Annotated in this window: 22 protein-coding genes; 15 read left to right on the top strand and 7 right to left on the bottom strand. The window is 72.0% G+C overall.

The features are described from left to right. Positions 1-72: 72 nt before the first annotated feature. Both ACTVAJ_RS21380 and ACTVAJ_RS21375 read right to left on the bottom strand, forming a co-directional pair. On the bottom strand, positions 73-1,161 hold the full coding sequence (locus ACTVAJ_RS21380; RefSeq protein WP_470389991.1) for a polyprenyl synthetase family protein: 1,089 nt from the start codon (positions 1,159-1,161) through the stop codon (positions 73-75). Positions 1,162-1,228: 67 nt separating this feature from the next. Next, entirely contained in the window at positions 1,229-2,032 is an 804-nt protein-coding gene (locus tag ACTVAJ_RS21375) for a DUF817 domain-containing protein (RefSeq protein WP_470389990.1), read from the bottom strand. A gap of 228 nt (positions 2,033-2,260) precedes the next feature. On the opposite strand from ACTVAJ_RS21375, the gene metF reads away from it, so the two are divergent. Then, positions 2,261-3,121: a methylenetetrahydrofolate reductase [NAD(P)H] gene (gene metF, locus ACTVAJ_RS21370; protein ID WP_470390028.1), complete on the top strand. Its 861-nt coding sequence runs from the start codon at positions 2,261-2,263 to the stop codon at positions 3,119-3,121. Here the strand turns inward: metF and ACTVAJ_RS21365 are convergent. Both ACTVAJ_RS21365 and bldD read right to left on the bottom strand, forming a co-directional pair. After that, positions 3,042-3,647, bottom strand: coding sequence for a GNAT family N-acetyltransferase (locus ACTVAJ_RS21365; RefSeq protein ID WP_470389989.1), 606 nt, complete (start codon positions 3,645-3,647; stop codon positions 3,042-3,044). The two genes, metF and ACTVAJ_RS21365, sit on opposite strands and share 80 nt — an antisense overlap. Before the next feature lie 280 nt (positions 3,648-3,927). Beyond that, positions 3,928-4,422 (bottom strand): transcriptional regulator BldD, encoded by a 495-nt coding sequence (gene bldD / locus ACTVAJ_RS21360; protein WP_017576791.1) that lies wholly within the window; start codon positions 4,420-4,422, stop codon positions 3,928-3,930. Between the two features lie 499 nt (positions 4,423-4,921). Between bldD and pyrR the strand changes: the two genes are divergently transcribed. The 14 genes from pyrR to ACTVAJ_RS21290 all read left to right on the top strand — a co-directional run bounded on the left by pyrR (position 4,922) and on the right by ACTVAJ_RS21290 (position 20,654). After that, positions 4,922-5,572: a bifunctional pyr operon transcriptional regulator/uracil phosphoribosyltransferase PyrR gene (gene pyrR / locus ACTVAJ_RS21355; RefSeq protein WP_470389988.1), complete on the top strand. Its 651-nt coding sequence runs from the start codon at positions 4,922-4,924 to the stop codon at positions 5,570-5,572. Then, positions 5,572-6,480, top strand: coding sequence for an aspartate carbamoyltransferase catalytic subunit (locus ACTVAJ_RS21350; protein WP_470389987.1), 909 nt, complete (start codon positions 5,572-5,574; stop codon positions 6,478-6,480). Before pyrR ends, ACTVAJ_RS21350 begins: the two co-directional genes overlap by 1 nt. A gap of 125 nt (positions 6,481-6,605) precedes the next feature. Continuing rightward, entirely contained in the window at positions 6,606-7,907 is a 1,302-nt protein-coding gene (locus tag ACTVAJ_RS21345; protein WP_470389986.1) for a dihydroorotase, read from the top strand. A 50-nt stretch (positions 7,908-7,957) separates the two neighbouring features. Next, positions 7,958-9,103: a glutamine-hydrolyzing carbamoyl-phosphate synthase small subunit gene (carA, locus tag ACTVAJ_RS21340; RefSeq protein WP_470389985.1), complete on the top strand. Its 1,146-nt coding sequence runs from the start codon at positions 7,958-7,960 to the stop codon at positions 9,101-9,103. A gap of 12 nt (positions 9,104-9,115) precedes the next feature. Further along, complete coding sequence (carB, locus tag ACTVAJ_RS21335; RefSeq protein WP_470389984.1) at positions 9,116-12,418, top strand: carbamoyl-phosphate synthase large subunit; 3,303 nt, start codon at positions 9,116-9,118, stop codon at positions 12,416-12,418. 99 nt (positions 12,419-12,517) lie between these two features. Beyond that, positions 12,518-13,417, top strand: coding sequence for a dihydroorotate dehydrogenase electron transfer subunit (locus ACTVAJ_RS21330; RefSeq protein ID WP_470389983.1), 900 nt, complete (start codon positions 12,518-12,520; stop codon positions 13,415-13,417). A gap of 26 nt (positions 13,418-13,443) precedes the next feature. Further along, positions 13,444-14,385 carry a dihydroorotate dehydrogenase gene (locus ACTVAJ_RS21325; protein ID WP_470389982.1) on the top strand — a complete coding sequence of 314 codons (942 nt, stop codon included), beginning with the start codon at positions 13,444-13,446 and terminating at the stop codon, positions 14,383-14,385. A 316-nt stretch (positions 14,386-14,701) separates the two neighbouring features. Continuing rightward, a complete protein-coding gene (gene pyrF, locus ACTVAJ_RS21320) occupies positions 14,702-15,415 on the top strand; it encodes an orotidine-5'-phosphate decarboxylase (RefSeq protein ID WP_470389981.1) in 714 nt (237 codons plus the stop codon). A gap of 351 nt (positions 15,416-15,766) precedes the next feature. Continuing rightward, complete coding sequence (mihF, locus tag ACTVAJ_RS21315) at positions 15,767-16,090, top strand: integration host factor, actinobacterial type (protein ID WP_470389980.1); 324 nt, start codon at positions 15,767-15,769, stop codon at positions 16,088-16,090. A gap of 239 nt (positions 16,091-16,329) precedes the next feature. Further along, complete coding sequence (gene gmk / locus ACTVAJ_RS21310) at positions 16,330-16,920, top strand: guanylate kinase (RefSeq protein WP_470389979.1); 591 nt, start codon at positions 16,330-16,332, stop codon at positions 16,918-16,920. Positions 16,921-17,000: 80 nt separating this feature from the next. Then, entirely contained in the window at positions 17,001-17,267 is a 267-nt protein-coding gene (gene rpoZ, locus ACTVAJ_RS21305) for a DNA-directed RNA polymerase subunit omega (RefSeq protein WP_116244364.1), read from the top strand. A 100-nt stretch (positions 17,268-17,367) separates the two neighbouring features. Next, a complete protein-coding gene (gene coaBC / locus ACTVAJ_RS21300; RefSeq protein ID WP_470390027.1) occupies positions 17,368-18,552 on the top strand; it encodes a bifunctional phosphopantothenoylcysteine decarboxylase/phosphopantothenate--cysteine ligase CoaBC in 1,185 nt (394 codons plus the stop codon). Positions 18,553-18,741: 189 nt separating this feature from the next. Continuing rightward, a complete protein-coding gene (metK, locus tag ACTVAJ_RS21295) occupies positions 18,742-19,935 on the top strand; it encodes a methionine adenosyltransferase (protein ID WP_470390026.1) in 1,194 nt (397 codons plus the stop codon). A 95-nt stretch (positions 19,936-20,030) separates the two neighbouring features. Then, complete coding sequence (locus tag ACTVAJ_RS21290; protein ID WP_470389978.1) at positions 20,031-20,654, top strand: hypothetical protein; 624 nt, start codon at positions 20,031-20,033, stop codon at positions 20,652-20,654. A gap of 41 nt (positions 20,655-20,695) precedes the next feature. Here the strand turns inward: ACTVAJ_RS21290 and ACTVAJ_RS21285 are convergent, their stop codons facing one another. The 3 genes from ACTVAJ_RS21285 to ACTVAJ_RS21275 all read right to left on the bottom strand — a co-directional run bounded on the left by ACTVAJ_RS21285 (position 20,696) and on the right by ACTVAJ_RS21275 (position 24,279). After that, the gene (locus tag ACTVAJ_RS21285) at positions 20,696-22,213 is read right to left on the bottom strand and encodes a sensor histidine kinase (RefSeq protein WP_470389977.1); all 1,518 of its coding nucleotides are present in this window, start codon (positions 22,211-22,213) and stop codon (positions 20,696-20,698) included. Further along, on the bottom strand, positions 22,206-22,916 hold the full coding sequence (locus tag ACTVAJ_RS21280; RefSeq protein WP_470389976.1) for a response regulator transcription factor: 711 nt from the start codon (positions 22,914-22,916) through the stop codon (positions 22,206-22,208). The genes ACTVAJ_RS21285 and ACTVAJ_RS21280 overlap by 8 nt, the downstream gene beginning before the upstream one ends. Before the next feature lie 130 nt (positions 22,917-23,046). Then, entirely contained in the window at positions 23,047-24,279 is a 1,233-nt protein-coding gene (locus ACTVAJ_RS21275; RefSeq protein ID WP_470389975.1) for a DUF349 domain-containing protein, read from the bottom strand. Between the last annotated feature and the right edge of the window lie 185 nt (positions 24,280-24,464).

The following is a 24,464-nucleotide window of genomic DNA, read 5'->3' as shown; positions in this document are numbered from 1 at the left end:
GGTTCGGGGGCGGACAACCCACTTTCGTCCAGTCCGTCCCCGACATCCCTCTCGGGGTGGTCCGCCGGGCGGTCAGTGCGTCCGCGAGGTGGCCGCCACCACCAGCCGGCGGAGCGGTTCGCGGGCGGCGGCGTCCAGCTCGGGGCTCTCCAGCGCCGCCACCGCCTGCGCGGCGTACTCCTCGATGAGGGCCTCGCACGCCTTGAGCGCTCCGCAGTCCGCGATCAACCCGCACATCCACTCGACCGACTCCGCCGACAGGTCCGGCGTTCCCAGCAGGGCGCGGAACCGGTCGGCGTCGGCCCGGTCGGCGCGGGCGAGGGTCTCGGCCACGACCAGGGTGCGCTTCCCCTCGCGCAGGTCGTCCCCGGCGGGCTTGCCCGTGGTGCCCGGGTCGCCGAACACCCCCAGGACGTCGTCGCGCAGCTGGAAGGCCACACCCAGGGGCAGGCCGTAGTCGGTGTAGACGCCCTCCAGCGCGTCGAGGCGCCCGGCCAGCGCCGCGCCCAGGTGCAGCGGGCGCTCGATCGTGTACTTGGCGGACTTGAAGCGCATCACGCGCAGCGCGGCCTCACGCGTCCCGGTCCCGCGCACCTGCTCCAGGGTGTCCAGGTACTGTCCCGCCATCACCTCGGTGCGCATCGCGTCGAAGGGCCGCCGCCCGGCCTGGAGCGTCTCCAGGGCGAACCCGCTCGCCTGGTACATCTCGTCGGACCAGGCCAGGCAGATGTCGCCGATGAGGATCGCCGCCCCCTGCCCGAACCCCTCGCTGTCGCCGCTCCACCCGTGCTCGGCGTGCAGGGCCTCCAGCCGCTTGTGCGTGGCGGGCAGCCCCCGCCGCGTGTCGCTGCGGTCGATCACGTCGTCGTGGATCAGCGCGCAGGCCTGGAGGAACTCCAGGGACGCCGCGGCGCGCGCGATCCGCTCGTCGTCCTCGCCGCCGCCCGCGCCGCGCCACCCCCAGTAGCAGAAGGTGGGGCGCAGGCGCTTGCCGCCGGAGAGCATCGCCTCCAGGGCGTCCATGGCCGGGGCCAGTTCGGTGCCGATCTCCAGGAGCCGTACCCGGTGCGTGGCGCAGAACGCGGCCAGCTCGCCGTCCACTGCGGAGCGGATCACGGAGACGGGTGAGACGGATGCGGCTGAGGAAGGGGAAGCGACCATACCCAGCACACTAGTGGCTGGTGGGAACGGGTGGTTCGGTTTGCGCGGACCGCCCGCCGACTTTCGCTCAACGGACGTCCGGGGCGTGTCCCTCCCCGCCGCCGCGGGTCTGGCGCCAGCTGGCGACCAGGACGAAGGACACTGTCACCAGGAGCGCCCACGAGCCGAGCTTGGCGACGTGCACGAAGCTCCACCCGTCCGCCTGGTGCGGGTACCGCCAGGCGTCGAACAGGGTGGACACGTTCTCCGCCACCCACAGGAACACCCCGATCAACAGGAACGACAGGGACAGCGGCATCCGGTAACGCGCCTCACCCACGGTGAAGGACACCCAGGTCCCCCACGTCACCACGATGAGCACGACCGCCAGCAGCGCACGCAGGTCGGGGAGCCAGTGGTGGGTGAGGAAGTTGAGGTAGATCGCGACCGCCACGATGGTGGTGGCCCGGGCCCGGTAGCCCACCAGCGACAGCTCCAACAGCCGCCAGGCCCGCACGATGTAGGAGCCCACCGCCGCGTACATGAACCCGCTGTACAGGGGCACGCCCCACAGCACCGCCCACGCCTGCTCGGGGTAGGACCACGATCCCAGCCCTACCTTGGCCAGTTCGAAGGCCAGCCCCACCACGTGGAAGCCCGCGATCGCGGCGATCTCCCGTCCGCTCTCCAGCCCCAGCCCCCAGAACACCGCCGTCACGGCCACGGCGTACAGCAGGAGCGCGTCGTAACGGGGGAGCGGCAGGGGCACCACCGTGGACGCCGCCATGCCGGCGAACATGCACACCGCGAAGGCGCACGCCCGCGCCTGGAGCCAGGCGAATCTCAGGAGCTGCGGCAGGACGTACGGGGAGCGGGGGGAGCGCGTTGTCATCGGCCGATGGTCGCAGGCGGTCCCGCTCCGACGCACCCGGCCCCGGGAGGGTGTGTCCGGACACATTTGGCGTCCGCGGTCTCACGGAGTGGGACGTCCCTTCCGAGGGGTGAGGGGGGCTTGCCTAAGGTTGTGTGCATGCTGGCAGCACCGACACGCCCCGCGGGGCTCCGAAACCCGGCCGCGCGGCCGCGTCAGATCAGGGAACTCCTCGACTCGGGCGAACCGATGTTCTCCTTCGAGTTCTTCCCCCCGCGCGGGCCCAAGTCCCAGGCGCGGCTCTGGCGTACGATCCGTGAGATCGAGGCGCTGGGCCCCTCCTTCGTCTCGGTCACCTACGGCGCGGGCGGCGGCACGCGCGACCTCACCGTGGAGACCACCGAGCGTATCGCGACCGACACCACCCTCCTGCCGGTCGCGCACATGACGCTGGTCGACCACTCGGTGGCGGAGCTGCGGCACCTGATCGGACGGCTGTCCGCCGCGGGAGTGTCCAACATGCTGGCCGTGCGCGGCGACCCGCCCGGCGATCCGACGGGCGAGTGGGTCCGGCACCCGGAGGGGCTGACCTACGCCGAGGAGCTGGTCCGGCTGCTCAAGGAGAGCGGCGACTTCAGCGTCGGCGTGGCGGCCTTCCCCTACAAGCACCCGCGCTCGGCCGACGTCGGGACCGACACCGACCACTTCGTGCGCAAGTGCGAGGCCGGCGCCGACTACGCCATCACACAGATGTTCTTCGACGTGGAGGACTACCTGCGACTGCGCGACCGCGTGGCCGCACGCGGCTGTGAGGTGCCGATCATCCCCGAGGTGTTCCCCGTGGTGAAGCTGGCCTCGATCCCGCACTCGGAGAAGCTGTCCGGGGCTCCCTTCCCGGCCGAGCTGGCTCGGCGGTACGAGGGCCTCGGCGACGACCCCGAGGCCGTGCGGGCCTTCGGTATCGAGTACGCCCAGCGCATGTGCGAGCGGCTGCTCGCGGAGGGCGCGCCGGGCATCCACTTCATCACCTTCAACCAGTCCACCGCCACCAGGGAGATCTACCGGGAGGTCGCCCCCCGGAGTTCCGCAGGGGCAGCCGCGCGGCCATGATCGAGAAGGGCTGGTCCGGGCTGCCCGGGAAGGAGAAGTCCTCCAGCACCTCGGTGAACCCGCACGAGCGGTACAGGTGGCGCGCCGCGGTCGGCCCCCCGCGGGTGGACAGCACCGCGGTGCGCTCGGCCCTGCCCTCGCACAGGGCGTGCAGCATCCCCCTGCCGATCCCCCGGTTCTGCGCGTCCGGGTGGACGTGGACCTCGGCGATCTCCAGGGGGTCGGACAGGTAGCGGCGCGCCAGGCGGGCCCGGCCGCGTTCGCGCAGCGCCTCGGTGACGATGTCGTGCCACCACTGGCCGCAGTGGCCGTGGAACCCGTAGGCGAAGCCGACCGGTCTGTCCTCGCGCACCGCCACCACCGAGCGGAAGCCGCGGTGGTGGGCGTGGCCGTTCATGATGGCGGCCCGGCCGGGCAGTTGTTCGGGCGGAGGGCGCATGGCCGCCTCGTACACCCGGAGGAGGGCGGGGACGGCGTGCGCGAAGGCCGCGGGGGCGAGTTCGCGCAGTTCGGTGTCTGCTACCACTCCGCAAGCCTAGACCGGCCGCGACCGCCGCGCTTGACGCGTTCCCCGGGCTGGGGTTAACTGGTGTCCAGTCGAACTGGTGTTCGATTGCGGTCCGGCGGGTCGCCCCGGCGGACGGCGGCGCGGTCGGGTTGGGGAGGGGAAGCCCCACGTCCGGCCGCGCCGTTCCCGTGTCCGGGCCCCCGGGGGCGGCCCCGTCGGCCCCCGGACACACAAGAAACCGGCGTCCAGTGGATCGCCGGTTCTCGTGGCTGCCCGTCCGGGGCGGTGTGTCGGCTCCCTAGAAGGCGTCGACCGCGCGGCGCGCCTCGGGGTCGAGGACGCCCCAGTTGATCAGCTCCTCGGTCAGGTCCGACGGCGACTTGTCGTAGATGACCGCGAGTGAGCGCAGGTCCTCCTGGCGGATGGACAGCACGCGGCCGTTGTAGTCGCCGCGCTGGCTCTGGATGGTGGCCACGTAGCGGGAGAGCGGGCCGGCCTTCTCCTGCGGGAGCTGCTGCATCCGCTCCAGGTCGATGACCAGCTTGGGCGTCGGGCCGAGGGGGGTGGGGGCGGCGCCGCCGGGCAGCAGCTCCGACATGGGGACGCCGTAGAAGTCGGCCAGCTCGGCGAGCTTCTGGACGGTGACGGCGCGGTCGCCACGCTCGTAGGAGCCGACCACGACGGCCTTCCAGCGACCGTGGGACTTCTCCTCCACGCCGTGCAGGGACAGGCCCTGCTGGGTGCGGATGGCACGCAGCCGCGCACCGAGGGACTTCGCGTATTCGGATGGCATCTTCTTGTCGCTCCCGGCCGTGACGGTGGCTGGCGTGGTGGGGGAGACGTCCGCTCGTCCTCGGCGGGCCGCCGAGGCGGTCCATCGGTGGTCACGGGGTGCAACCCCACCCGGCAATGGTTACAGACAGTGACGCTAGGGGGGTCTGGCTTCCAGGTCAAGCCGTTGGTGTGAAACGCGACGAATCAGTGGCCAAACCGTGCGTAAGTGAGACACCTCTCATGTATGTACTGATCGGGGCGAGTGGGGCGGATCAGATGGGCGAAAAGCCCGTTCTGGCAGGCGTTTTCATGTTTTGCCTACTCGTGGGGCCAATCCGGCCAGTCATGAAACGGTCACCCTTGAGTGACTAAGCGCCCACTCTTCATGTGACGAGAGTCACATTTGTGACGGGCTGGCGTCGCCCGCCTCTGGAGGGTTCCGGGTCGTCGCTGGTAGCGTGGGCTCGATCGACATCCTTTAACGACCTGTCCCGTGAGGCAGGGAAGGGGTCACTACTTTGCGTGCGCAGAACCAGACGAGGGGTGACACCGGGTCCACCGACCCCGCGGCGTCACCCGACACACCCGAGGACGGCCGGGCCGTCCTCGACGGTCCCGAGATCGACCGGGCCCTCACCCGCATCGCCCACGAGGTGCTCGAACGCACCAAGGGCGGCCAACACGTCACCCTGCTGGGCATCCCCTCACGCGGCGTCCCCCTCGCCCAGCGCCTGGCCCGGCGGATCGAACGCGTCGAGGAGCTGAAGGTCCCCACGGGCTCCCTCGACATCACCATGTACCGCGACGACCTGCGGATGGCCCCCGCGCGTGCGCTCGGCAGGACGGAGATCCCCGCGGGCGGACTCGACGACCGGGTCGTCGTCCTGGTCGACGACGTCCTCTTCTCCGGACGCACCGTGCGCGCCGCCCTGGACGCCCTGGGCGACCTCGGCCGCCCCCGTGCCGTCCAGCTCGCCGTCCTCGTCGACCGCGGCCACCGGGAACTGCCCGTCCGCGCGGACTACGTCGGCAAGAACCTGCCCACCTCCCTGCGCGAGAGCGTCACCGTCCGCCTGACCGAGACCGACGGCCACGACGCGGTCCTGCTCGGGCCCGCCACCACCCTCAAGGGGGGCCTGCGGCCCGGTACGACGGAGGGGAACTCCTGATGCGCCACCTGCTCTCCACCGGTGACCTCACCCGTGACGAGGCCACGCTCGTCCTGGACACCGCCGAGGAGCTCGCCCGGGTCAGCGACCGCTCCGTCAAGAAGCTGCCGACCCTGCGCGGACGCACCGTCGTCAACCTCTTCTACGAGGACTCCACGCGCACCCGGACCTCCTTCGAGCTGGCGGCCAAGCGCCTGTCCGCCGACGTCATCAACTTCTCCGCCAAGGGGTCGAGCGTCTCCAAGGGCGAGAGCCTCAAGGACACCGCCCTGACCCTCCAGGCGATGGGCGCCGACGGCGTCGTCATCCGCCACAGCGCCTCCGGCGCCGCCCACCGCCTCGCCAACTGGGTCGACGGCTCCGTGCTCAACGCGGGCGACGGCACCCACGAGCACCCCACCCAGGCCCTCCTGGACGCCTTCACCATGCGCTCCCGGCTGGGCCGCCTGGAGGGGCTGCGGGTGGCCGTCGTCGGCGACATCCTGCACAGCCGCGTCGCCCGCTCCAACGTGCTCCTGCTGACCACCCTCGGCGCGCACGTCACCCTGGTCGCGCCGCCCACCCTGCTGCCGGTCTCGGTGCACACCTGGTCCTGCGAGGTCTCCTACGACCTCGACGAGGTCCTGCCCAAGTCCGACGTGGTGATGATGCTGCGGGTGCAGGCCGAGCGCATGACCGAGTCCTACTTCCCGTCCGTGCGCGAGTACAGCCGCAACTACGGACTGGACGGCGAGCGCCTGGCGCGCATGCCCCAGGACGCCATCGTCATGCACCCGGGCCCGATGGTCCGCGGCATGGAGATCTCCGCCGAGGTCGCCGACTCCCCGCGCTGCACCGTGACCGAACAGGTCGCCAACGGCGTGAGCCTGCGCATGGCCGTTCTCTACCTGCTGCTCGGCGGGTCCTGACCGCCGACGACGGCCCGACCGGCCTCCGCCGGGCGCGCGTCCGCCACCCCCGGGTCGCGCGCCCGCGCTCAGCCGCGCCCGCGCACCCGCCTTCCGCACACGAACACGAGGAAACCCACACAGCGATGCCCGACACCCACGGACCGCACCTGATCCGCCGCGCCCGCGCGCTCGGCGGCGACCCCGTCGACATCCTGATCACCGACGGCAGGATCGCCGCCGTCGGTCCCGACCTGGACGCCCCCGAGGGTACCGAGACGACCGACGCCGACGGCCTCATCGCCCTGCCCGGCCTGGTCGACCTCCACACCCACCTGCGCGAGCCCGGCCGCGAGGACGCCGAGACCGTCGCCACCGGCTCCCGCTCCGCCGCGATGGGCGGCTACACCGCGGTCCACGCCATGGCCAACACCGACCCCGTCGCCGACACCGCCGGGGTCGTCGAGCAGGTCTGGCGACTGGGCCGCGAGGCCGGGTACTGCGACGTGCGCCCCGTCGGGGCCGTCACCGTCGGCCTGGCCGGTGAGCGCCTCGCCGAGATCGGCGCCATGGCCGACTCCGCCGCCCGGGTCCGCGTCTTCTCCGACGACGGCATCTGCGTCTCCGACGCCCTGCTCATGCGCCGCGCACTGGAGTACGTCAAGGCCTTCGACGGCGTCGTCGCCCAGCACGCCCAGGAGCCCCGTCTGACCGAGGGCGCCCAGATGAACGAGGGCTGTGTCTCCGACCGCCTGGGCCTGCCCGGCTGGCCCGCGGTCGCCGAGGAGGCCATCATCGCCCGCGACTGCCTCCTGGCCCAGCACGTCGGCTCCCGCCTGCACGTGTGCCACGTCTCCACCAAGGGGTCCGTCGACATCATCCGCTGGGCCAAGGCCCGCGGCTGCGACGTCACCGCCGAGGTCACCCCCCACCACCTGCTGCTCACCGACGACCTGGTCGAGAGCTACGATCCGATCTACAAGGTCAACCCGCCCCTGCGCACCGCCGAGGACGTCCAGGCGCTGCGCGAGGGGCTGGCCGACGGCACGATCGACATCGTGGCCACCGACCACGCGCCCCACCCCGTGGAGGCCAAGGAGACCGAGTGGTCCACCGCGGCCATGGGCATGGTCGGTCTGGAGACCGCCCTCGCGGTCGTCCAGCGCGCGATGGTCGACACCGGCCTGCTCACCTGGGCCCAGGTCGCCGACCGGATGTCCACCGCGCCCGCCCGCATCGGCAGGGTCTCCGGACACGGCCGCGAGCTCGCCGCCGGTGAGCCCGCCAACGTCGTCCTGTACGACCCGGCGGCCCCCGTCGGGATCGACGGCGCGGCCATGGTCACCAAGAGCAGCAACACCCCCTTCCGGGGCATGACCCTGCCCGGCCGGGTCCGCGCGACCTTCCTGCGCGGGGTTCCCACGGTCCTGGAGGGGAAGATCAGTTGAACACGACAGCGAACACCCAGGTCAGTGCTGGTGCGGTAGAGGGGGAGAACGTGTCCGAGGAAACCGGCGGACCGGCGATTCTGGTGCTTGAGGACGGCCGCGTGTTCCACGGCCGCTCCTTCGGCGCCACCGGGGAGACCTTCGGCGAGGCCGTCTTCAACACCGGCATGACCGGTTACCAGGAGACCCTCACCGACCCCTCCTACCACCGCCAGATCGTCGCCATGACCGCGCCGCACATCGGCAACACCGGCGTCAACGACGACGACCCCGAGTCCGGCCGGGTCTGGGTCGCCGGGTACGTCGTCCGCGAGCCCGCGCGCATCCCCTCCAACTGGCGCGCCCAGCGCACCCTCGACGAGGAGCTGCGCCGCCAGGGCGTGGTCGGCATCGCGATCAGGGGCACCCGCGCCCTGACCCGCCACCTGCGCGACCGCGGCGCCATGCGGGCCGCGATCAGCACGGTCGAGACCGACCCGGAGCGGCTGCGGGCCCGCATCCTGGAGCAGCCGCCCATGGCCGGGTCCGCCCTGGCCGCCGAGGTCAGCACCGACGCGGCCTACGAGGTCCTGCCGCCCGAGGGCGTCCGGACCCGCTTCCACGTGGCCGCCGTCGACCTCGGCATCAAGGCCATGACGCCCCAGCGCCTGGCCGAGCGCGGCTGCCGCGTCACCGTGCTCCCCGCCGGCGCCACCGCCGAGGACATCCTCGCCCTCGACCCCGACGGCGTGTTCTTCAGCAACGGCCCCGGCGACCCCGCCACCGCCGACGGCCCCGTCGCCGCCATGCGCGGCGTCCTGGACGCGGGCAGGCCGCTCTTCGGCATCTGCTTCGGCAACCAGATCCTGGGCCGCGCCCTGGGCCTGGGCACCTACAAGCTGACCTTCGGCCACCGGGGCGTCAACCAGCCGGTGCGCGACACCCGCACCGCGAAGGTCGCCATCACCAGCCAGAACCACGGCTTCGCCGTCGACGCGCCGCTCGACACCCCCTTCGACACCCCGTACGGCCGGGCCGAGGTCAGCCACGTCGGCCTCAACGACCAGGTCGTCGAGGGCCTGCGGCTGCTGGACCGCCCCGTGTTCAGCGTCCAGTTCCACCCGGAGGCCGCCGCGGGCCCCCACGACGCCGCCGGGCTCTTCGACGAGTTCTGCGACCTGATGTCCGCCCAGCCCGCACCGGCTGCCAAGCAGTAGTAGAGGAAGAGCATGCCGCGCCGTAGTGACCTTTCATCCGTCCTCGTGATCGGCTCCGGCCCGATCGTGATCGGGCAGGCGGCCGAGTTCGACTACTCGGGTACCCAGGCCTGCCGGGTTCTGCGGGCCGAGGGCCTGCGGGTCATCCTGGTCAACTCCAACCCGGCCACGATCATGACCGACCCGGAGATCGCCGACGCCACCTACGTCGAGCCGATCACCACCGAGATGATCGAGAAGATCATCGCCAAGGAGCGCCCCGACGCCCTGCTCCCGACCCTGGGCGGGCAGACCGCGCTCAACGCCGCCGTCGCCCTGGACGAGGCGGGCATCCTGGAGAAGTACGGCGTCGAGCTCATCGGCGCCAACATCGAGGCCATCCAGTCCGGCGAGGACCGGGAGACCTTCAAGGGGATCGTGGAGCGCATCGGCGGCGAGTCCGCGCGCTCGCGGATCTGCCACACCCTCCAGGAGTGCCTGGACGCCGCCGAGGAGCTGAGCTACCCGGTCGTGGTCCGGCCGTCCTTCACCATGGGCGGCGCCGGTTCCGGTTTCGCCCACGACGCGACCGAGCTGCGCCGCATCGCCGGCCAGGGCCTCGCGCTCTCCCCGACCACCGAGGTGCTCCTGGAGGAGTCCATCCTCGGCTGGAAGGAGTACGAGCTGGAGCTGATGCGCGACACCAACGACAACGTCGTGGTCGTGTGCTCCATCGAGAACCTCGACCCCATGGGCGTGCACACCGGTGACTCCATCACCGTGGCCCCCGCCATGACCCTGACCGACCGCGAGTACCAGAAGCTGCGCGACATCGGCATCGCGGTCATCCGCGAGGTCGGCGTGGACACCGGCGGCTGCAACATCCAGTTCGCCGTCCACCCCACCACCGGCCGGGTCATCGTCATCGAGATGAACCCCCGCGTGTCCCGCTCCTCGGCGCTGGCCTCCAAGGCCACCGGCTTCCCGATCGCCAAGATCGCCGCCAAGCTCGCCGTCGGCTACACACTCGACGAGATCCCCAACGACATCACCCGGGAGACCCCGGCCAGCTTCGAGCCCACGCTCGACTACGTGGTCGTCAAGGTCCCCCGGTTCGCCTTCGAGAAGTTCCCGGGCGCCGACCCGACCCTCACCACCACGATGAAGTCCGTCGGCGAGGCGATGGCCATCGGCCGCTCCTTCCCCGAGGCCCTCCAGAAGGCCATGCGCTCGGTGGAGAAGGCGGGCGTCGGCTTCAGCTGGGCGGGCGGGACCGGCGACAAGGACGACCTCCTGCGCCGGGCCGCCACCCCGACCGAGCACCGCCTGCGCCAGGTCCAGCAGGCCCTGCGCGCCGGAGCGACCGTCGAGGAGCTGTACGAGGCCACCCGGATCGACCCGTGGTTCCTCGACCAGATGCTCCGCCTGGAGGAGACGGCCCGCGCCCTGGCCGGCGCCCCCAAGCTCGACGCCGACCTCCTGCGCGACGCCAAGGGGCTGGGCTTCTCCGACATCCAGATCGGGGAGATCACCGGCAAACGCGAGGACGTGGTCCGCGAACTGCGCCACGCCCTGGGCATCCACCCCGTCTACCTGACCGTGGACACCTGCGCCGCCGAGTTCGCCGCCCGCACGCCCTACCTCTACTCCAGCTACGACGAGGAGACCGAGGTCCCGACCGGGGACAAGCCCAAGATCATCATCCTGGGCTCGGGACCCAACCGCATCGGCCAGGGCGTCGAGTTCGACTACTCCTGCGTCCACGCCTCCTTCGCGCTGTCCGAGGCCGGGTACGAGACCGTGATGGTCAACTGCAACCCCGAGACCGTCTCGACCGACTACGACACCAGCGACCGGCTCTACTTCGAGCCGCTCACCCTGGAGGACGTCCTGGAGGTCGTCCGCGCCGAGCAGGCCACCGGGCCGGTCGCCGGGGTCATCGTGCAGCTGGGCGGCCAGACCCCGCTCGGACTGGCCCGCCGCCTCAAGGCCGCCGGGGTCCCCGTCATCGGCACCAGCCCCGAGGCCATCGACCTGGCCGAGGACCGGGGCGAGTTCGGCAAGGTCCTGGCCGAGGCCGGGCTGCCCGCGCCCAAGCACGGCACCGCCTACTCCTTCGAGGAGGCCAAGGCCGCCGCGGACGAGATCGGCTACCCGGTCATGGTCCGCCCGTCCTACGTGCTCGGCGGCCGGGGCATGGAGATCGTCTACAGCGAGACCATGCTCGCCGACTACATCCGGCGCAACGCCGAGGTCAGTCCCGAGCACCCGGTCCTGATCGACCGCTTCCTCGACGACGCCATCGAGATCGACGTCGACGCCCTGTACGACGGCACCGACCTGTACCTGGGCGGCGTCATGGAGCACATCGAGGAGGCCGGGATCCACTCCGGCGACTCGGCGTGCACCCTGCCGTCGGTCACCCTGGGCAGCGAGGACATCGAGCGCATCCGCTACTCCACCGAGGCCATCGCCCGGGGGACCGGCGTGCGCGGCCTGCTCAACGTCCAGTACGCGCTCGCCTCCGGAGTCCTGTACGTGCTGGAGGCCAACCCGCGCGCCTCCCGCACCGTGCCGTTCGTGTCCAAGGCGACCGCCGTGCCGCTGGCCAAGGCCGCGGCCCGTGTCATGGCCGGCTCCACCATCGCCGAGCTGCGCGCCGAGGGCATGCTGCCCGCCGAGGGCGACGGCGGCGACCTGCCCGCCGACGCGCCGGTCTCGGTCAAGGAGGCCGTGCTGCCCTTCAACCGGTTCATCGACAAGCAGGGCGAGGGCGTCGACACGATCCTCGGCCCGGAGATGCGTTCCACCGGTGAGGTCATGGGCCTGGACGTGCAGTTCGGCTCCGCCTACGCCAAGTCGCAGCTGGCGGTCAACGGGCGGCTCCCCTCCGGCGGCCGGGTGTTCGTGTCCGTGGCCAACCGCGACAAGCGCTCGATGATCTTCCCGGTCAAGCGCCTGGCCGACCTGGGCTTCGAGATCCTGGCCACCGAGGGCACCGCCCTGGTCCTGCGCCGCAACGGGGTGCGCGCCACCGTCGTGCGCAAGCACAGCGAGGGCCCCGGCGCCGACGGCGAGCCGACCATCGTGCAGCTCATCCACGACGGCGGGGTCGACCTCATCGTCAACACCCCCTTCGGCAGTGCCGGTCAGGCCGGACCGCGCCTGGACGGGTACGAGATCCGTACCGCGGCCGTCGTCCGCGGCGTGCCCAGCGTGACCACGGTCCAGGGGCTGGCCGCCGCGGTGCAGGCGATCGAGGCGCGCGTACGCGGCGACGTGGGCGTGCGCTCCCTCCAGGAGCACGCGAGCACCCTCGACGCCAGTCGTGCGTAACCGGGCCGGACACCGGGCCCGGACGCAGTAGAGTGCGTTCGCCGTGGGCCGTGCGCCCACGGCGAACGCACGGCCGAGGCGAGGAAGGCTAACGCGACCATGAGCGACAACGGACCGGTGCAGATCAGGTGCCCCGTGCTGAACGTGCGCAGGGTGGACGCCTACTACGCCATCACCGTGGTCGCACCGGGCATAGCCGAGCGCTTCCGCTCGGGGCAGTTCGTCACGGTGGGGGTGGGCGGAGACCACTCCAGCACCCTGCTGCGCCGTCCCTTCGCCATCCACGACGTCAAGCCCGACTACGGGGGCACCGTCGAGTTCCTGTTCTCCGTGAGGGGGACGGGTACCGCGTGGCTGTCCGAACGAAGGTCGCGCGACCTGCTGGACGTGGTCGGTCCGCTGGGCCGCCCCTTCCCGCTGCCGCGCGACCCGGTCAACTGCGTGCTCGTGGGCGGCGGGTCGGGCAGCGCCCCGCTGTTCCCGCTCGCCCAGGCCCTGCGCAGGCGGGGCTGCCGTGTGGACTTCGTCCTGGGCGCGGCCTCGTCCGACCGCGTGTTCAGCGCCATCACCGCCCGCCGTGTGGCCGAGACGGCCGTCTTCACCACCGACGACGGTTCCTTCGGCACGCGCGGCCGGGTCACCGACGTCCTCGGCCGGGTCATCGAGGAGGCCCGCTCCGACGCGGTGTACGCCTGCGGCCCCATGCCCATGCTGCGCGCGGTCACGGCGGTGGCGGGCACGCACGGGGTGCCGGTCCAGGTGTCGGTGGAGGAGACGATGGCGTGCGGCACGGGCATCTGCATGACCTGTGTGATCCCCGTCGTGGGCGAGGACGGTGTCACCCGGATGGTGCGCTCCTGCGTGGACGGCCCGGTGTTCCGGGGCGAGCGTGTGCGCTTCGACGACGTCGGCTCCATCCCCTTCGACGCCCTGGGCGCGCCGGGGTGGAAGGGCTCCAAGGCGGCCCGCGCGGCCGAGTCCGCGCGCGACATCGCCTGACCGGCACACACCTGGAGGGTGGGAACGTGGACACGGACCTCAGGACCCGGATCGGCGCCGCCGAGCTGCCCAACCCGGTGGTGACGGCCGCCGGCTGCGCCGGGGCCGGACGTGAGCTGGCGCGCTTCTTCGACATCTCCACGATCGGCGCGGTCACCACCAAGTCGGTGATGCTGGAACCGCACGCCGGGCGCCCCGCGCCGCGCATGGCCGAGACACCCAGCGGGATGCTGAGCACCACCGGCATGCAGGGGCCCGGCGTCGACGTCTTCCTCCAACGCGACCTGCCCTGGCTCCTCTCCCGGGGCGGACGGGCGATCGTGTCCATCGCGGGGACGGGCATGGGGGAGTTCGGGGAACTGGCCCGGCGCGTCTCCGCGGCCGACGGCGTCAGCGCCATCGAGGTCAACCTCGCCTGCCCGGACCCGGCCGATCCGGCCGGCCGGTACTTCGTCGACGACCCCGCGAGCGCCGCGGCCGTGGTGAGCACGGTCCGCTCGCACGCCCGTTCCGACCTCCCGGTCCTGGCCAAGCTCTCCGCGGACGTGCCCGACGTCGTGGAACTGGCCACGGCCTGCGTCGAGGCGAGGGCGGACGGGCTGTCGATGATCAACACCGTGCGCGGTATGGCGATCGACACCCGCACCCTGCGTCCGGCCGTGGCGGGCGGGATCGGCGGGCTGTCGGGTCCGGCGATCCGGCCGCTCGCGGTGGGGTGCGTCTACCGGGTGCACGAGGCCCTTCCCGAGGTGCCGATCGTGGGTATGGGCGGGGTGCGCACGGGTGAGGACGTGGTCGAGTTCATGGCGGCCGGCGCGAGCGCCGTCGCGGTGGGCACGACCAACTTCTCCGACCCGTCCGCGTGCGCGCGCGTGCTCCGGCAGTTCACGGAGGCGCTGGAGGCGCGCGGGATGGGGAGCGCCGCCGACCTGGTCGGGGCGGCCCACGGATCGGGGGTGGGGGTCTGAGACCTGGTCCGGACCGGGCGCGAACGCCCAGGTCGGGCTGAACGGCGCTCAGACGGCGTTCTCCGGCCGGGCGCGCGTGTCCGGGATCCCGGGAGTCCGATCCGGGAAAAGGCCCGCTCACGGCCGTCTCGGCAGCCGTTACGGGGAAGTGACATGACGGGGGCGCATGAAGCGCCTCATCCGGGGAATCGCACACCTTGGTGTGTGCACATGACAGTGAACGTGCATCGGCTAGTGCTTTCGTAAGCACATTCGTAAGCACAGGTGCAGGTGCTGACACCGACTGTACGGTGTCGGACGAAGAGGGGAAACCGACATGACCGCGCCCACCGCGCCCGCGCCGATCGCCGTGGCGATCGACGCCGACGACATCGAGACCGCCGCCACCTGGGCCTCCGCCGTGGCACCGCACGTGAGCACGGTGAAGGTGGGGCTGGAGCTGTACCTGAGGTACGGCCCCGAGGTGGTCAGCGCGGTGCGCGGCGCCAACCGGGTCGGGGTCTTCCTCGATCTGAAGCTGCACGACATCCCGGCGACGGTGGCGGGTGCGGCGCGCAGTGTCGCGGGCCTGCGCCCGTCGATCCTCACGGTGCACGCCGGCGGGGGAGCGGACATGGTCCGGGCTGCGGTGGAGGCCGCGCCGGACACCAGGATCGCCGCCGTGACGGTACTCACCTCGATGAGTGAGAAGGATCTGGAGCAGGTGGGGCTGCTCGGTCCGGCTCGCGACGCGGTGCGGCGTCTGGCGGTGATGGCGGTGGGCGCCGGGGCCCGTGCCCTGGTGTGCTCGCCGCAGGAGGTGGCCCTGGTGAGGAACGAGGTGGGCCCGGACGTCACCCTGATCACGCCGGGCGTGCGCCCGGCGGGGGCGGACAGGGGTGACCAGTCCCGGGTGGCCACCCCGGAGGAGGCCGTCGCGGCCGGGGCGGACCTGCTGGTCGTCGGCCGGCCGATCACCAGGGCGGCGGACCCCGGCGCGGCCGCGGCGGCGATCGCCGCCGCGGTGCGGCGCGCCGGGGCCCGTACCTAGCGGAAGGGAGCGGAGGGAGGTGTGGGCGGGATGTCGCAGTGATCCCATCACGCGCAGTTGTGGGTCACTGACGGTCACCAAATACGTGCGTCCGAAAACCGGATTCCGACGCCGAGAGTGACCCGCGTCACCCCTGTGTGACCTGCGCTGGTGGCACGGTTTTCGGTCCCCTCAATCGGGACCAAGGTCCTGATTTTCGTCTCTGACCGCAATTGAATCGTGACCCTCAGTAGTTCCTTCGATGAAATAGCCGCTGAAGGGCCACTTTGCGTTGCCTAAGGGGGGTCGGACCTACTAACTTGCGCAGGCGTCCGCCCTCTACAAACGAGTAGAAATCCGAGGTGACCCGGCGTGGCCCTTCCTCCCCTCACACCCGAGCAGCGCACGGCCGCTCTTGAGAAAGCCGCCAAGGCCAGAAAAGAGCGTGCGGAGGTCAAGAACAAGCTCAAGAACGGCGGCGTCTCGCTGTCCGAGGTCCTCTCCAACGGCCTCAAGGACGACGTCATCGGCAAGATGAAGGTTTCGGCTCTGCTGGAATCCCTGCCCGGTGTCGGCAAGGTTCGTGCCAAGCAGATCATGGAGCGGCTCAACATCGCTGAGTCCCGCCGCGTCCGTGGCCTGGGTACCAACCAGCGCGCGGCCCTCGAGAGCGAGTTCGGGGACCTGACCAAGTAGTTCCCGCAAGTAACGCCGGCCCGTCCGCGTCCCCCACAGTCGCGGCGGAGGCCGTTCCCCGCCCGTGCGGGGGCGGAGGCGCGTGCCACAGCGGTGGCCGAACCCCCGGTGAGGCTTGATCCGCGCCGCGGACGGCGGACGCCCGGCCCCAGGTCGAGGCGTCCTCCGTACCGCGGCGCGGTGGTATAAATGGAGCTTCCCGCGACCGCGGAGACCTCGAAGGGAAGCCCGATCCACCCATGCCAGACGCGCCCGCAGCCCAGTCCAGCCCGCAGGAGAAGCGGCTGACCGTCCTGTCCGGCCCCTCGGGTGTGGGAAAGAGCACGGTGGTCGACGCCATCCGCCGAGACCACCCCGACGTGTGGCTCTCGGTGTCGGTGACCACCCGCGCGCCCCGGCCCGGTGAGCGCGAGGGCGTCCAGTACCACTTCGTCTCCGACGCGGAGTTCGACCGGCTCGTCTCCGACGACGCACTGCTGGAGTGGGCGGAGTTCGCGGGAAACCGCTACGGCACCCCCCGCGCCCCGGTCAGCGAGAGGCTGAGCACCGGCGTTCCCGTCCTGCTGGAGATCGAGCTCCAGGGCGCCCGCCAGGTGCGCGAGTCCATGCCCGACGCCCTGCACGTCTTCCTCGCGCCGCCCTCCTGGGAGGAGCTCGTCCGGCGGCTGACCGGACGCGGTACCGAGTCCGAGGAGGTCGTCCAGCGCAGGCTGGACGCGGCCAGGACCGAACTCGCGGCGGAGAAGGAGTTCGACACCACGCTGGTCAACACGTCCGTACGGGACGTATGCGACGAGCTGCTAGCGTTGATCAGAGCGCCCAAGGCGTGATACCGCGGTCCGCGGGCGCCCACCTGTCAATCACGTCACGGCTTCCGACGAGCCGGAGACCGTCCCTGGGGGGATACGAAGTGGCTGGTACCGAGCCCGTCGCCGAAGGCATCACCAACCCGCCGATCGACGACCTGCTGGAGTGCGTCGACAGCAAGTACAGCCTGGTCACCATGGCGTCCAAGCGGGCCCGCCAGATCAACGCCTACTACGCCCAGCTCGGCGAGGGCCTGCTGGAGTACGTCGGTCCGCTCGTGGAGACCCACGTCCAGGAGAAGTCCCTGTCCATCGCCCTGCGCGAGGTCAAGGCCGGCCTGCTGACCGCCGAGCCCTACGAGGGCAACTGAGCCTGTTTGTGCGGCCTCGCGGGCTCGGCCGCGCCCGTCCGCGACGGCACCTGGTAGAACTCCTTTCGTGAGTGAGAGAGAACCCGCCCGCGCGCCCCAGGTGGTCCTGGGGGTCGGCGGCGGCATCGCCGCGTACAAGATCTGCGAACTGCTCCGACGGCTGACCGAGTCCGGGCACCGGGTCCGGGTCGTGCCCACGGCCGACGCCCTCCGCTTCGTCGGAGAGCCCACCTGGGCGGCCCTGTCCGGGCAGCCGGTGGCGACCCACGTCTGGGACGGCGTGCACGAGGTGCCCCACGTGCGCATCGGCCAGTCCGCCGACCTCGTGTTCGTCGCCCCGGCCACCGCCAACATCCTGGCCAAGGCCGCCGCGGGGCTGGCCGACGACCTGTTGACCAACACGCTCCTGACCGCCCGGTGCCCGGTCGTGTTCGCCCCGGCGATGCACACGGAGATGTGGGAGCACCCCGCCACCCAGGCCAACGTGGCCACCCTCCGCGCGCGCGGCGCCATCGTGCTCGACCCGGCCGAGGGGCGCCTGACCGGGGCGGACACCGGCAGGGGGCGCCTGCCCGAACCCGCGGAACTGTTCGACGCGGCCCGGCGGGTCCTGCGTGGCGGTACCGCCGACCTCGCCGGCCGGCGCGTGGTGATCTCCGCCGGGGGCACCCGCGAGGCGATCGACCCGGTCCGCTTCATCGGCAACCACTCCTCGGGCAAGCAGGGGTACGCCCTGGCCCGGACCGCCGCCGCCCGGGGCGCGGAGGTGACGCTTGTCGCGGCCAACGTCGCGCTGCCCGACCCGGCCGGGGTCCGCGTCGTCCGGGTGGAGTCCGCGCGCGACCTGGCCGCGGCCATGGACGCCGAACGCGCCGAGGCCGACGTCCTGGTCATGGCCTCCGCGGTGGCCGACTTCCGCCCCGCCGCCAGCGTCGGGAGTAAGATCAAGAAGTCCGGTGCCGCACCCGCGCCCATCGAGCTCACCGAGAACCCCGACATCCTCGCCGGACTGGTCGCCTCCCGCACGGAGCACGGTACGGAGCAGACCATCGTGGGCTTCGCCGCCGAGACCGACGACGTGCTCGCCCACGGGCGCGCCAAGCTGGCGCGCAAGGGGTGCGACCTCCTCGTGGTCAACCAGGTCGGCGGCGGTCGCGCCTTCGGGACCGAGGACAACCAGGCGGTGATCCTCACCTCCGACGGCGCCGCGGTGGACGTGCCGTTCGGCCCCAAGGAGGACCTGGCCGACCGGGTCTGGGACCTCGTGGCCGGTCGCCTGCGGTAAATCACCATCGCCCGGGACTGGATTCCTACCTCCGAGTACGCCACACTTCCTTCGGGAACCCGTGATCTCCCGACCACGGGACTTCCGCCCTCGTCGGTCCCGTTACAGTGGAGCGACAACCAACCGCGCCGGTCGGCCCCGTGCCGTCGGCACATGTCAGCCAGCAGCCGCTGCAAGGAGTCAGGCAACGTGTCCCGCCGCCTTTTCACCTCCGAATCGGTCACCGAAGGCCATCCCGACAAGATGGCCGACCAGATCAGTGACTCGATCCTCGATGCGATGCTCGCCAACGACCCCACGAGCCGGGTCGCGGTCGAGACGCTGATCACCACCGGTCAGGTCCACATCGCGGGTGAGGTCACCACACAGACCTACGTCGACATCCCCGCCATCGTGCGCGAGCGGATCCTCCGGATCGGCTACGACTCGTCCGCCAAGGGGTTCGACGGCGACTCCTGCGGGGTCAACGTCTCCATCGACGCGCAGTCCCCGGACATCGCCCAGGGCGTCGACACCGCCTACGAGGCGCGCGTCGAGAACGAGGACGACGCCCTCAACCGGCAGGGCGCGGGTGACCAGGGCCTGATGTTCGGCTACGCGAACCGCGAGACCCCCGAACTCATGCCGCTGCCGATCAAGCTGGCGCACTCGCTCTCCGAGCGCCTGTCCGAGGTCCGCCGCAACGGCACGGTGCCCTACCTGCGCCCGGACGGCAAGACCCAGGTCACGGTCGAGTACGAGGGCCAGACCCCGGTCCGCCTGGACACCGTGGTCGTCTCCAGCCAGCACGCCGCCGACATCAACCTCGACGAGATGCTCGCCCCGGACGTGCGCGAGCACGTGATCGAGCCGGTCGTGTCCGCCTTCGGCCTGGACGCCGACGACTACCGCCTGCTGGTCAACCCCACCGGCCGCTTCGAGATCGGCGGCCCCATGGGTGACGCCGGTCTGACCGGCCGCAAGATCATCGTGGACACCTACGGCGGCTACGCCCGCCACGGCGGCGGCGCCTTCTCCGGCAAGGACCCGTCGAAGGTGGACCGCTCGGCCGCCTACGCCACGCGCTGGGTCGCCAAGAACATCGTCGCCGCCGAGCTCGCCGAGCGCGCCGAGGTCCAGGTCGCCTACGCCATCGGCAAGGCGCACCCGGTCGGTGTGTTCATCGAGACCTTCGGCACCGAGAAGGTCGCCCCGGAGCTGATCGAGAAGGCGGTCAAGGAGGTCTTCGACCTGCGGCCCGCCGCCATCGTGCGCGACCTCGACCTGCTGCGCCCGATCTACGCCAAGACCGCCGCCTACGGCCACTTCGGCCGCGAGCTGCCCGACTTCACGTGGGAGCGGACCGACCGCGCCGCCGCGCTGCGGTTGGCTGTCGGCGCCTAGGCACTGATCGGCGGATCCCCTCCCGACCTGGAAATATCACCCACTGCCACATACTATGTGCGCGTAGTGATGATGGTCGTCGGAGGGGGTCCGCCATGTCCGTGTTCACGGCGCTGTCAGCCGGAGGACTCTCCGCCCTGCTGATGGCGCCCGTTCCGGGAGCCGACACACTCCATGTCGTGGTGGAGGCCGCGGTCGGGAGGGAGTCCCTGCGCGAGGGCGACCGGGTCGACCTCACCATCCGGGTCCGCAACTCCGGCGGCGACCGCCTTCCCGAGGCCCAGGTGGTGCAGTTCGTGCCGCCGAGCATGACGATCACCTCCGCCTCGTCCGAGGCCGCGGTCGAGGACGGGCGGATCGTCTGGACCGGGACCCTGGAGCCCGGTGAGCGCGCGGTGCTGACCGCCGTCGGCGAGGTCACCGGGGTTCCGGACGGGAGTCGGTCGGTCACCACCGTGTGCGTGCGCCCCGCCCCCGACGCCACGCTGGCGTCGTGCTCCGCGGCGGACCACATCATCCGAGGTCCGGTCGTCACACCGTGGGTCATCGGCGGCTCCGCCCTGGCCGCGCTGCTGGCGGCGGGCGCGGTCGGACTCCGCCGACTCCTGCGGCGACCCGGGCCCGCCGGGACGCACGAGCCCGCGCAGACCGGTGCGGAGCCGGAGCGGCCCGCCGAGCCGGCTCCCACGAACGTCTACCACCTGGACTCACGCCGCTGACCGGGGGTGGGACGGCGCACGGCCGGTACGGGCCGCACCCGTCAGCCGAGCGGTAGCAACACACGGAACAGCGTGCCCTCCCCGGGCGCACCGAACACCTCCACGACCCCGTCGTGCGCCGTCACGACGGCCGCCGCGATCGACAGTCCCAGCCCCGTACCGCCGGTGTGGCGGGACCGGCCCTCGTCCGCTCGGAAGAACCGGTCGAACAACCGTTCCCGATCCTCCGCGCGGATCCCCGGCCCCTCGTCACGCACGCACACGGCGACCACGCCGTGTACCTGCGGCGGCAGCGTGCCCACACGGACCGCGTCCGCCGACGGCGCCCACCGGTCCGCGTCCTCCAGTACCTCCACCCACACCCGTACCGGAGTCCCGGGCGGCGTGTGCACCTGGGCGTTGCCGACCAGGTTGTCCAGCACCTGCCGCAGACGCGACCGGTCGCCGACCACCCGTACCCCGGGCAGCGGCCCCAGGGCCACCCGTTCCCGGGCGCCCCCCTCCCGGGCCCGGGCCGCGGCCACACTCTCACGCACGAGTGCGGCCAGGTCCACGTCCTCGGCGGCCACCTCCGGGTGCTCGTCGTGGCGGGCCAGCAGGACGAGGCCGTCCACCAACGTCCCCATGCGCTCCGCCTCGGACTCCACACGCCGCATCCAGTCGTCCACCACCGGGTCGGCCTCGATCCGGCCGCGCCGCCGCCCCAGCCTGAACAGCTCGGCGAACCCCCGGATCGACGCCAGGGGGGTGCGCAACTCGTGCGAGGCGTCGGCGACGAACCGCCGCATCCGCTCCGCCGTCGCCTCCCGCTCACGCAGCGCCTCCGACAGCCGCGCCAGCATCGTGTTCAGCGCGGCGCCCAGCCGCGCGGTCTCCGACGCCCGTCCGATCCGCCCCTCCCGGCCGTCCTCCGGGACGCGCGCCCCGAAGTCCCCGCCCGCGATGGCGTCGGCCGCCCGCTGCATCCGCGCCAGCGGACGCAACTGCACGCGGACGGTCGCCACCGTGCCCGCCGCCAGCGCGGCCAGCACCACGGCACCCGCGCCGACCTGCACCCAGGCCAGCAGCCTCAGCGTCGTGTCCACACCGGCCAGCGACTGCGCGACCACCACCGTCGAGCCGTCCGGAGTCCCGCGCGCCAGGGCCCGCCAGTCGGCCCCGCCCTCGGTGTCCGCCAGGACGAACGCGCCGTCCCGCAGCTCCCGCAGATCCCGCGCGTCCAGTCCCGAGACGTCGGGCCCCGAAGTGTCCCCGTCGGTCGCCCCCAGGTTCCACAGCAGTCCACCATCGGCATCGAACCGTAGTTCCCGCAGGTCGGAGGGGAGGACCGGCGGTTCGCCGCGGCGCACACCCGGCGGGGGCTCCCCGCGGTCGACCGACGGACCGGCCATCAGTGCCAGCCGCTCGTCCACCTCCACCAGCAGCGAATGACGCAACAGCAGCGAACCCGCCACCCCGAACACCGCCATCGCCACCGTGGTCAGCACGATCACCGACAACACCAACCGCCCCCACAGGCTCGCGGGCGGCAGCCGGAGCGCGCGTCGGGGCTCAGCCACGGTCCCTGCTCCTCCGCAGGCTGTACCCCACACCCCAGACGGTGTGGATCAGCGGTGGCCCGTCCACGTCCACCTTGCGCCGCAGGTAGCTGATGTAGGTCTCCACGACCCGGCTGTCGTCGCCGTCCTGGCCCCACACCCGCCGCAGGATCTGCGGCCTGGTCAGTACGCGCCCCGCGTTGGCCATGAGGTACCGCAGCAGCTCGAACTCGGTGGGGGACAGCCGGATCGCCCGCCCGGACCGGCGCGCCTCGTAGGCGTCCTCGTCCAGTTCCAGGTCCTCGTACCGCAGCACGGGCCCCTCGTCGGACCGTTCCACCGCCCCCACCCGCCGCAGGATCGCGCGGATCCGGAGGACGACCTCCTCCACGCTGAACGGTTTGGTCACGTAGTCGTCGGCCCCGGCGCGCAGACCCGCCACACGGTCGGTGACCGAGTCCCGCGCGGTCAGGAACAGCACGGGCAGGTCCGGGTGGTCCGTACGCAGGTCGGCGGCGAGTGCGAAGCCGTCCCGGTCCGGAAGCATGACGTCCACGACCGCCAACGCCGGCCCGTGCTCCCGTGCGCGCGCCCGCGCGCCCGCGGCGTCCCCGGCCCGGACCACCGTGAAGCCGTCCAGTTCCAGGGAGGCGGCGAGGAGTTCGCGGATGTTCGGTTCGTCGTCCACGACCAGGATGGCCGGCGGCGGTGTGGGGTCGGGCATGGGGACCTCGGAGCGAGTCGGCGGATACGGGCCCTGGGCGAGGACCCGTGCTCCCCCCATTCTCACCAACACGGGCGGGCCGCGTCCCCCCTGTGCGGGGGACACGGCCCGCCCGTGCCCGGGGAAGCGGTCAGCTCAGCTCACTGAGCGCCTTCTCCGCCTCGGCCAGCCAGGAGCGCCGCGCCTGCAGCGCGTCCTCGTGCTCCCGGATCCGCCGGGCGTCGCCGCGCTCGCGCGCCTTCTCCAGCTTCGTCTCCAGGTCGCTGATCGCGGTCGACAGCTGGTCGACCGTGGCGCGGGCGCGGGCGCGGGCCTCGGGGCTGGTCCGCTCCCACTCGGCCTCCTCGGCGCGGCGCACCCCGTCCTCGATCTGGCGGAAGGCTCCCTCCAGCTGGTCGCGCACGTCACGCGGCAGCTCTCCGGCCTCCTCCCACGCCTCCTGGAAGTCGCGCAGGCGGGCGCGGGCCCGGCGCGGGTCGGAGATCGCGGTGATCTCGTCCCTGGCCTCCGTCAGGATCCGCTCCTTGGCCTCGGCGTTGACGCGCAGCTCGGCGTCACGCTCGGCGAAGACCGCGTTGCGCGCGTCGAAGAACCTGTCCTGCGCCGCCTTGAACCGCGCCCACAGCCGGTCCTCGCTGGCCCGGTCGGCGCGCCCGCTGTTCTTCCACTGCTGCATCAGGTCGCGGTAGGCGCGGGCCGTGGGCCCCCAGTCCTGCGAGTCCGACAGGGACTCGGCCTCGGCGACGATCCGCTCCTTGACGGCGCGGACCTCCTCGCGCTGCTGGTCGAGGTTGGCGAAGTAGGCCTTGCGCCGCTTGGAGAAGGAGTTGCGCGCCGCCGACATGCGCTTCCACAGCGCCTGCTCGGTCGGGCGGTCGGCGCGGGGGGCCTTCTTCCACTCCTCGATGAGCTGGAGCATCCGCTCACCGCCGGACTTCCAGTGCGTCGTCTCCACCGCGACCCGCTCGGCCTCGGCGACGATCCGCTCCTTGGTCTCGCGGGCGTGACCGCGCGCCTGCTCCTGCGCGTGCTTCTGCTCGACCTTGCGCTCCTCGGCGCGCCCGGAGAGCGCGTCCAGACGCCGGGTGAGGGCGTCCAGGTCGCCGACCGCGTGCGCCTCACTGACCTGGGTGCGCAGCTTGTCGATGCTGGACATCGCCGACGACGCGGACAGGTCGGTGCTGCGGAGCCGCTTCTCCAACAGCTCCACCTGGGTGACCAGCGCGTCGTACTTCTGGCGGAAGAAGGCCAGGGCCTCCTCCGGGGCCCCCGCCTGCCACGATCCGACGACCCGCTCGCCTTCGCTCGTACGCACGTAGACCGTGCCGTCGTCGTCTACGCGGCCCCAAGGGTCCGTGGTCACCGTGTCCTCCTGCTGTCATGAGCCCGGCCGTAGGCGGGTTCGGGTCGTCGCGGCGTCCCGCGCCGGTTCGTGACGGGTACCACCGTGCTCAGCACGATATCCGTACGATTGGGCGGGCATCGACGCGCCGTGATTCACTCTTGCGCAGATCATCGTGTCTGCGGCGGCGCCCTCGTGCGTCTGGC

The sequence above is a fragment of the Nocardiopsis sp. KDC1DS13DA1 genome (assembly GCF_055632325.1).
Note: the sequence above shows the minus strand (reverse complement) of the source record. Positions and strands in the feature narration are given on the sequence as shown.

Excerpts from the sequence above, each read along its gene's own strand:
- ACTVAJ_RS21380 (WP_470389991.1), bottom strand. The coding sequence starts at position 1,161 with ATGGTCGCTTCCCCTTCCTCAGCCGCATCCGTCTCACCCGTCTCCGTG.
- ACTVAJ_RS21375 (WP_470389990.1), bottom strand. The coding sequence starts at position 2,032 with ATGACAACGCGCTCCCCCCGCTCCCCGTACGTCCTGCCGCAGCTCCTG.
- metF (WP_470390028.1), top strand. The coding sequence starts at position 2,261 with ATGTTCTCCTTCGAGTTCTTCCCCCCGCGCGGGCCCAAGTCCCAGGCG.
- bldD (WP_017576791.1), bottom strand. The coding sequence starts at position 4,422 with ATGCCATCCGAATACGCGAAGTCCCTCGGTGCGCGGCTGCGTGCCATC.
- ACTVAJ_RS21350 (WP_470389987.1), top strand. The coding sequence starts at position 5,572 with ATGCGCCACCTGCTCTCCACCGGTGACCTCACCCGTGACGAGGCCACG.
- ACTVAJ_RS21345 (WP_470389986.1), top strand. The coding sequence starts at position 6,606 with ATGCCCGACACCCACGGACCGCACCTGATCCGCCGCGCCCGCGCGCTC.
- carB (WP_470389984.1), top strand. The coding sequence starts at position 9,116 with ATGCCGCGCCGTAGTGACCTTTCATCCGTCCTCGTGATCGGCTCCGGC.
- ACTVAJ_RS21330 (WP_470389983.1), top strand. The coding sequence starts at position 12,518 with ATGAGCGACAACGGACCGGTGCAGATCAGGTGCCCCGTGCTGAACGTG.
- pyrF (WP_470389981.1), top strand. The coding sequence starts at position 14,702 with ATGACCGCGCCCACCGCGCCCGCGCCGATCGCCGTGGCGATCGACGCC.
- gmk (WP_470389979.1), top strand. The coding sequence starts at position 16,330 with ATGCCAGACGCGCCCGCAGCCCAGTCCAGCCCGCAGGAGAAGCGGCTG.
- ACTVAJ_RS21290 (WP_470389978.1), top strand. The coding sequence starts at position 20,031 with ATGTCCGTGTTCACGGCGCTGTCAGCCGGAGGACTCTCCGCCCTGCTG.
- ACTVAJ_RS21280 (WP_470389976.1), bottom strand. The coding sequence starts at position 22,916 with ATGCCCGACCCCACACCGCCGCCGGCCATCCTGGTCGTGGACGACGAA.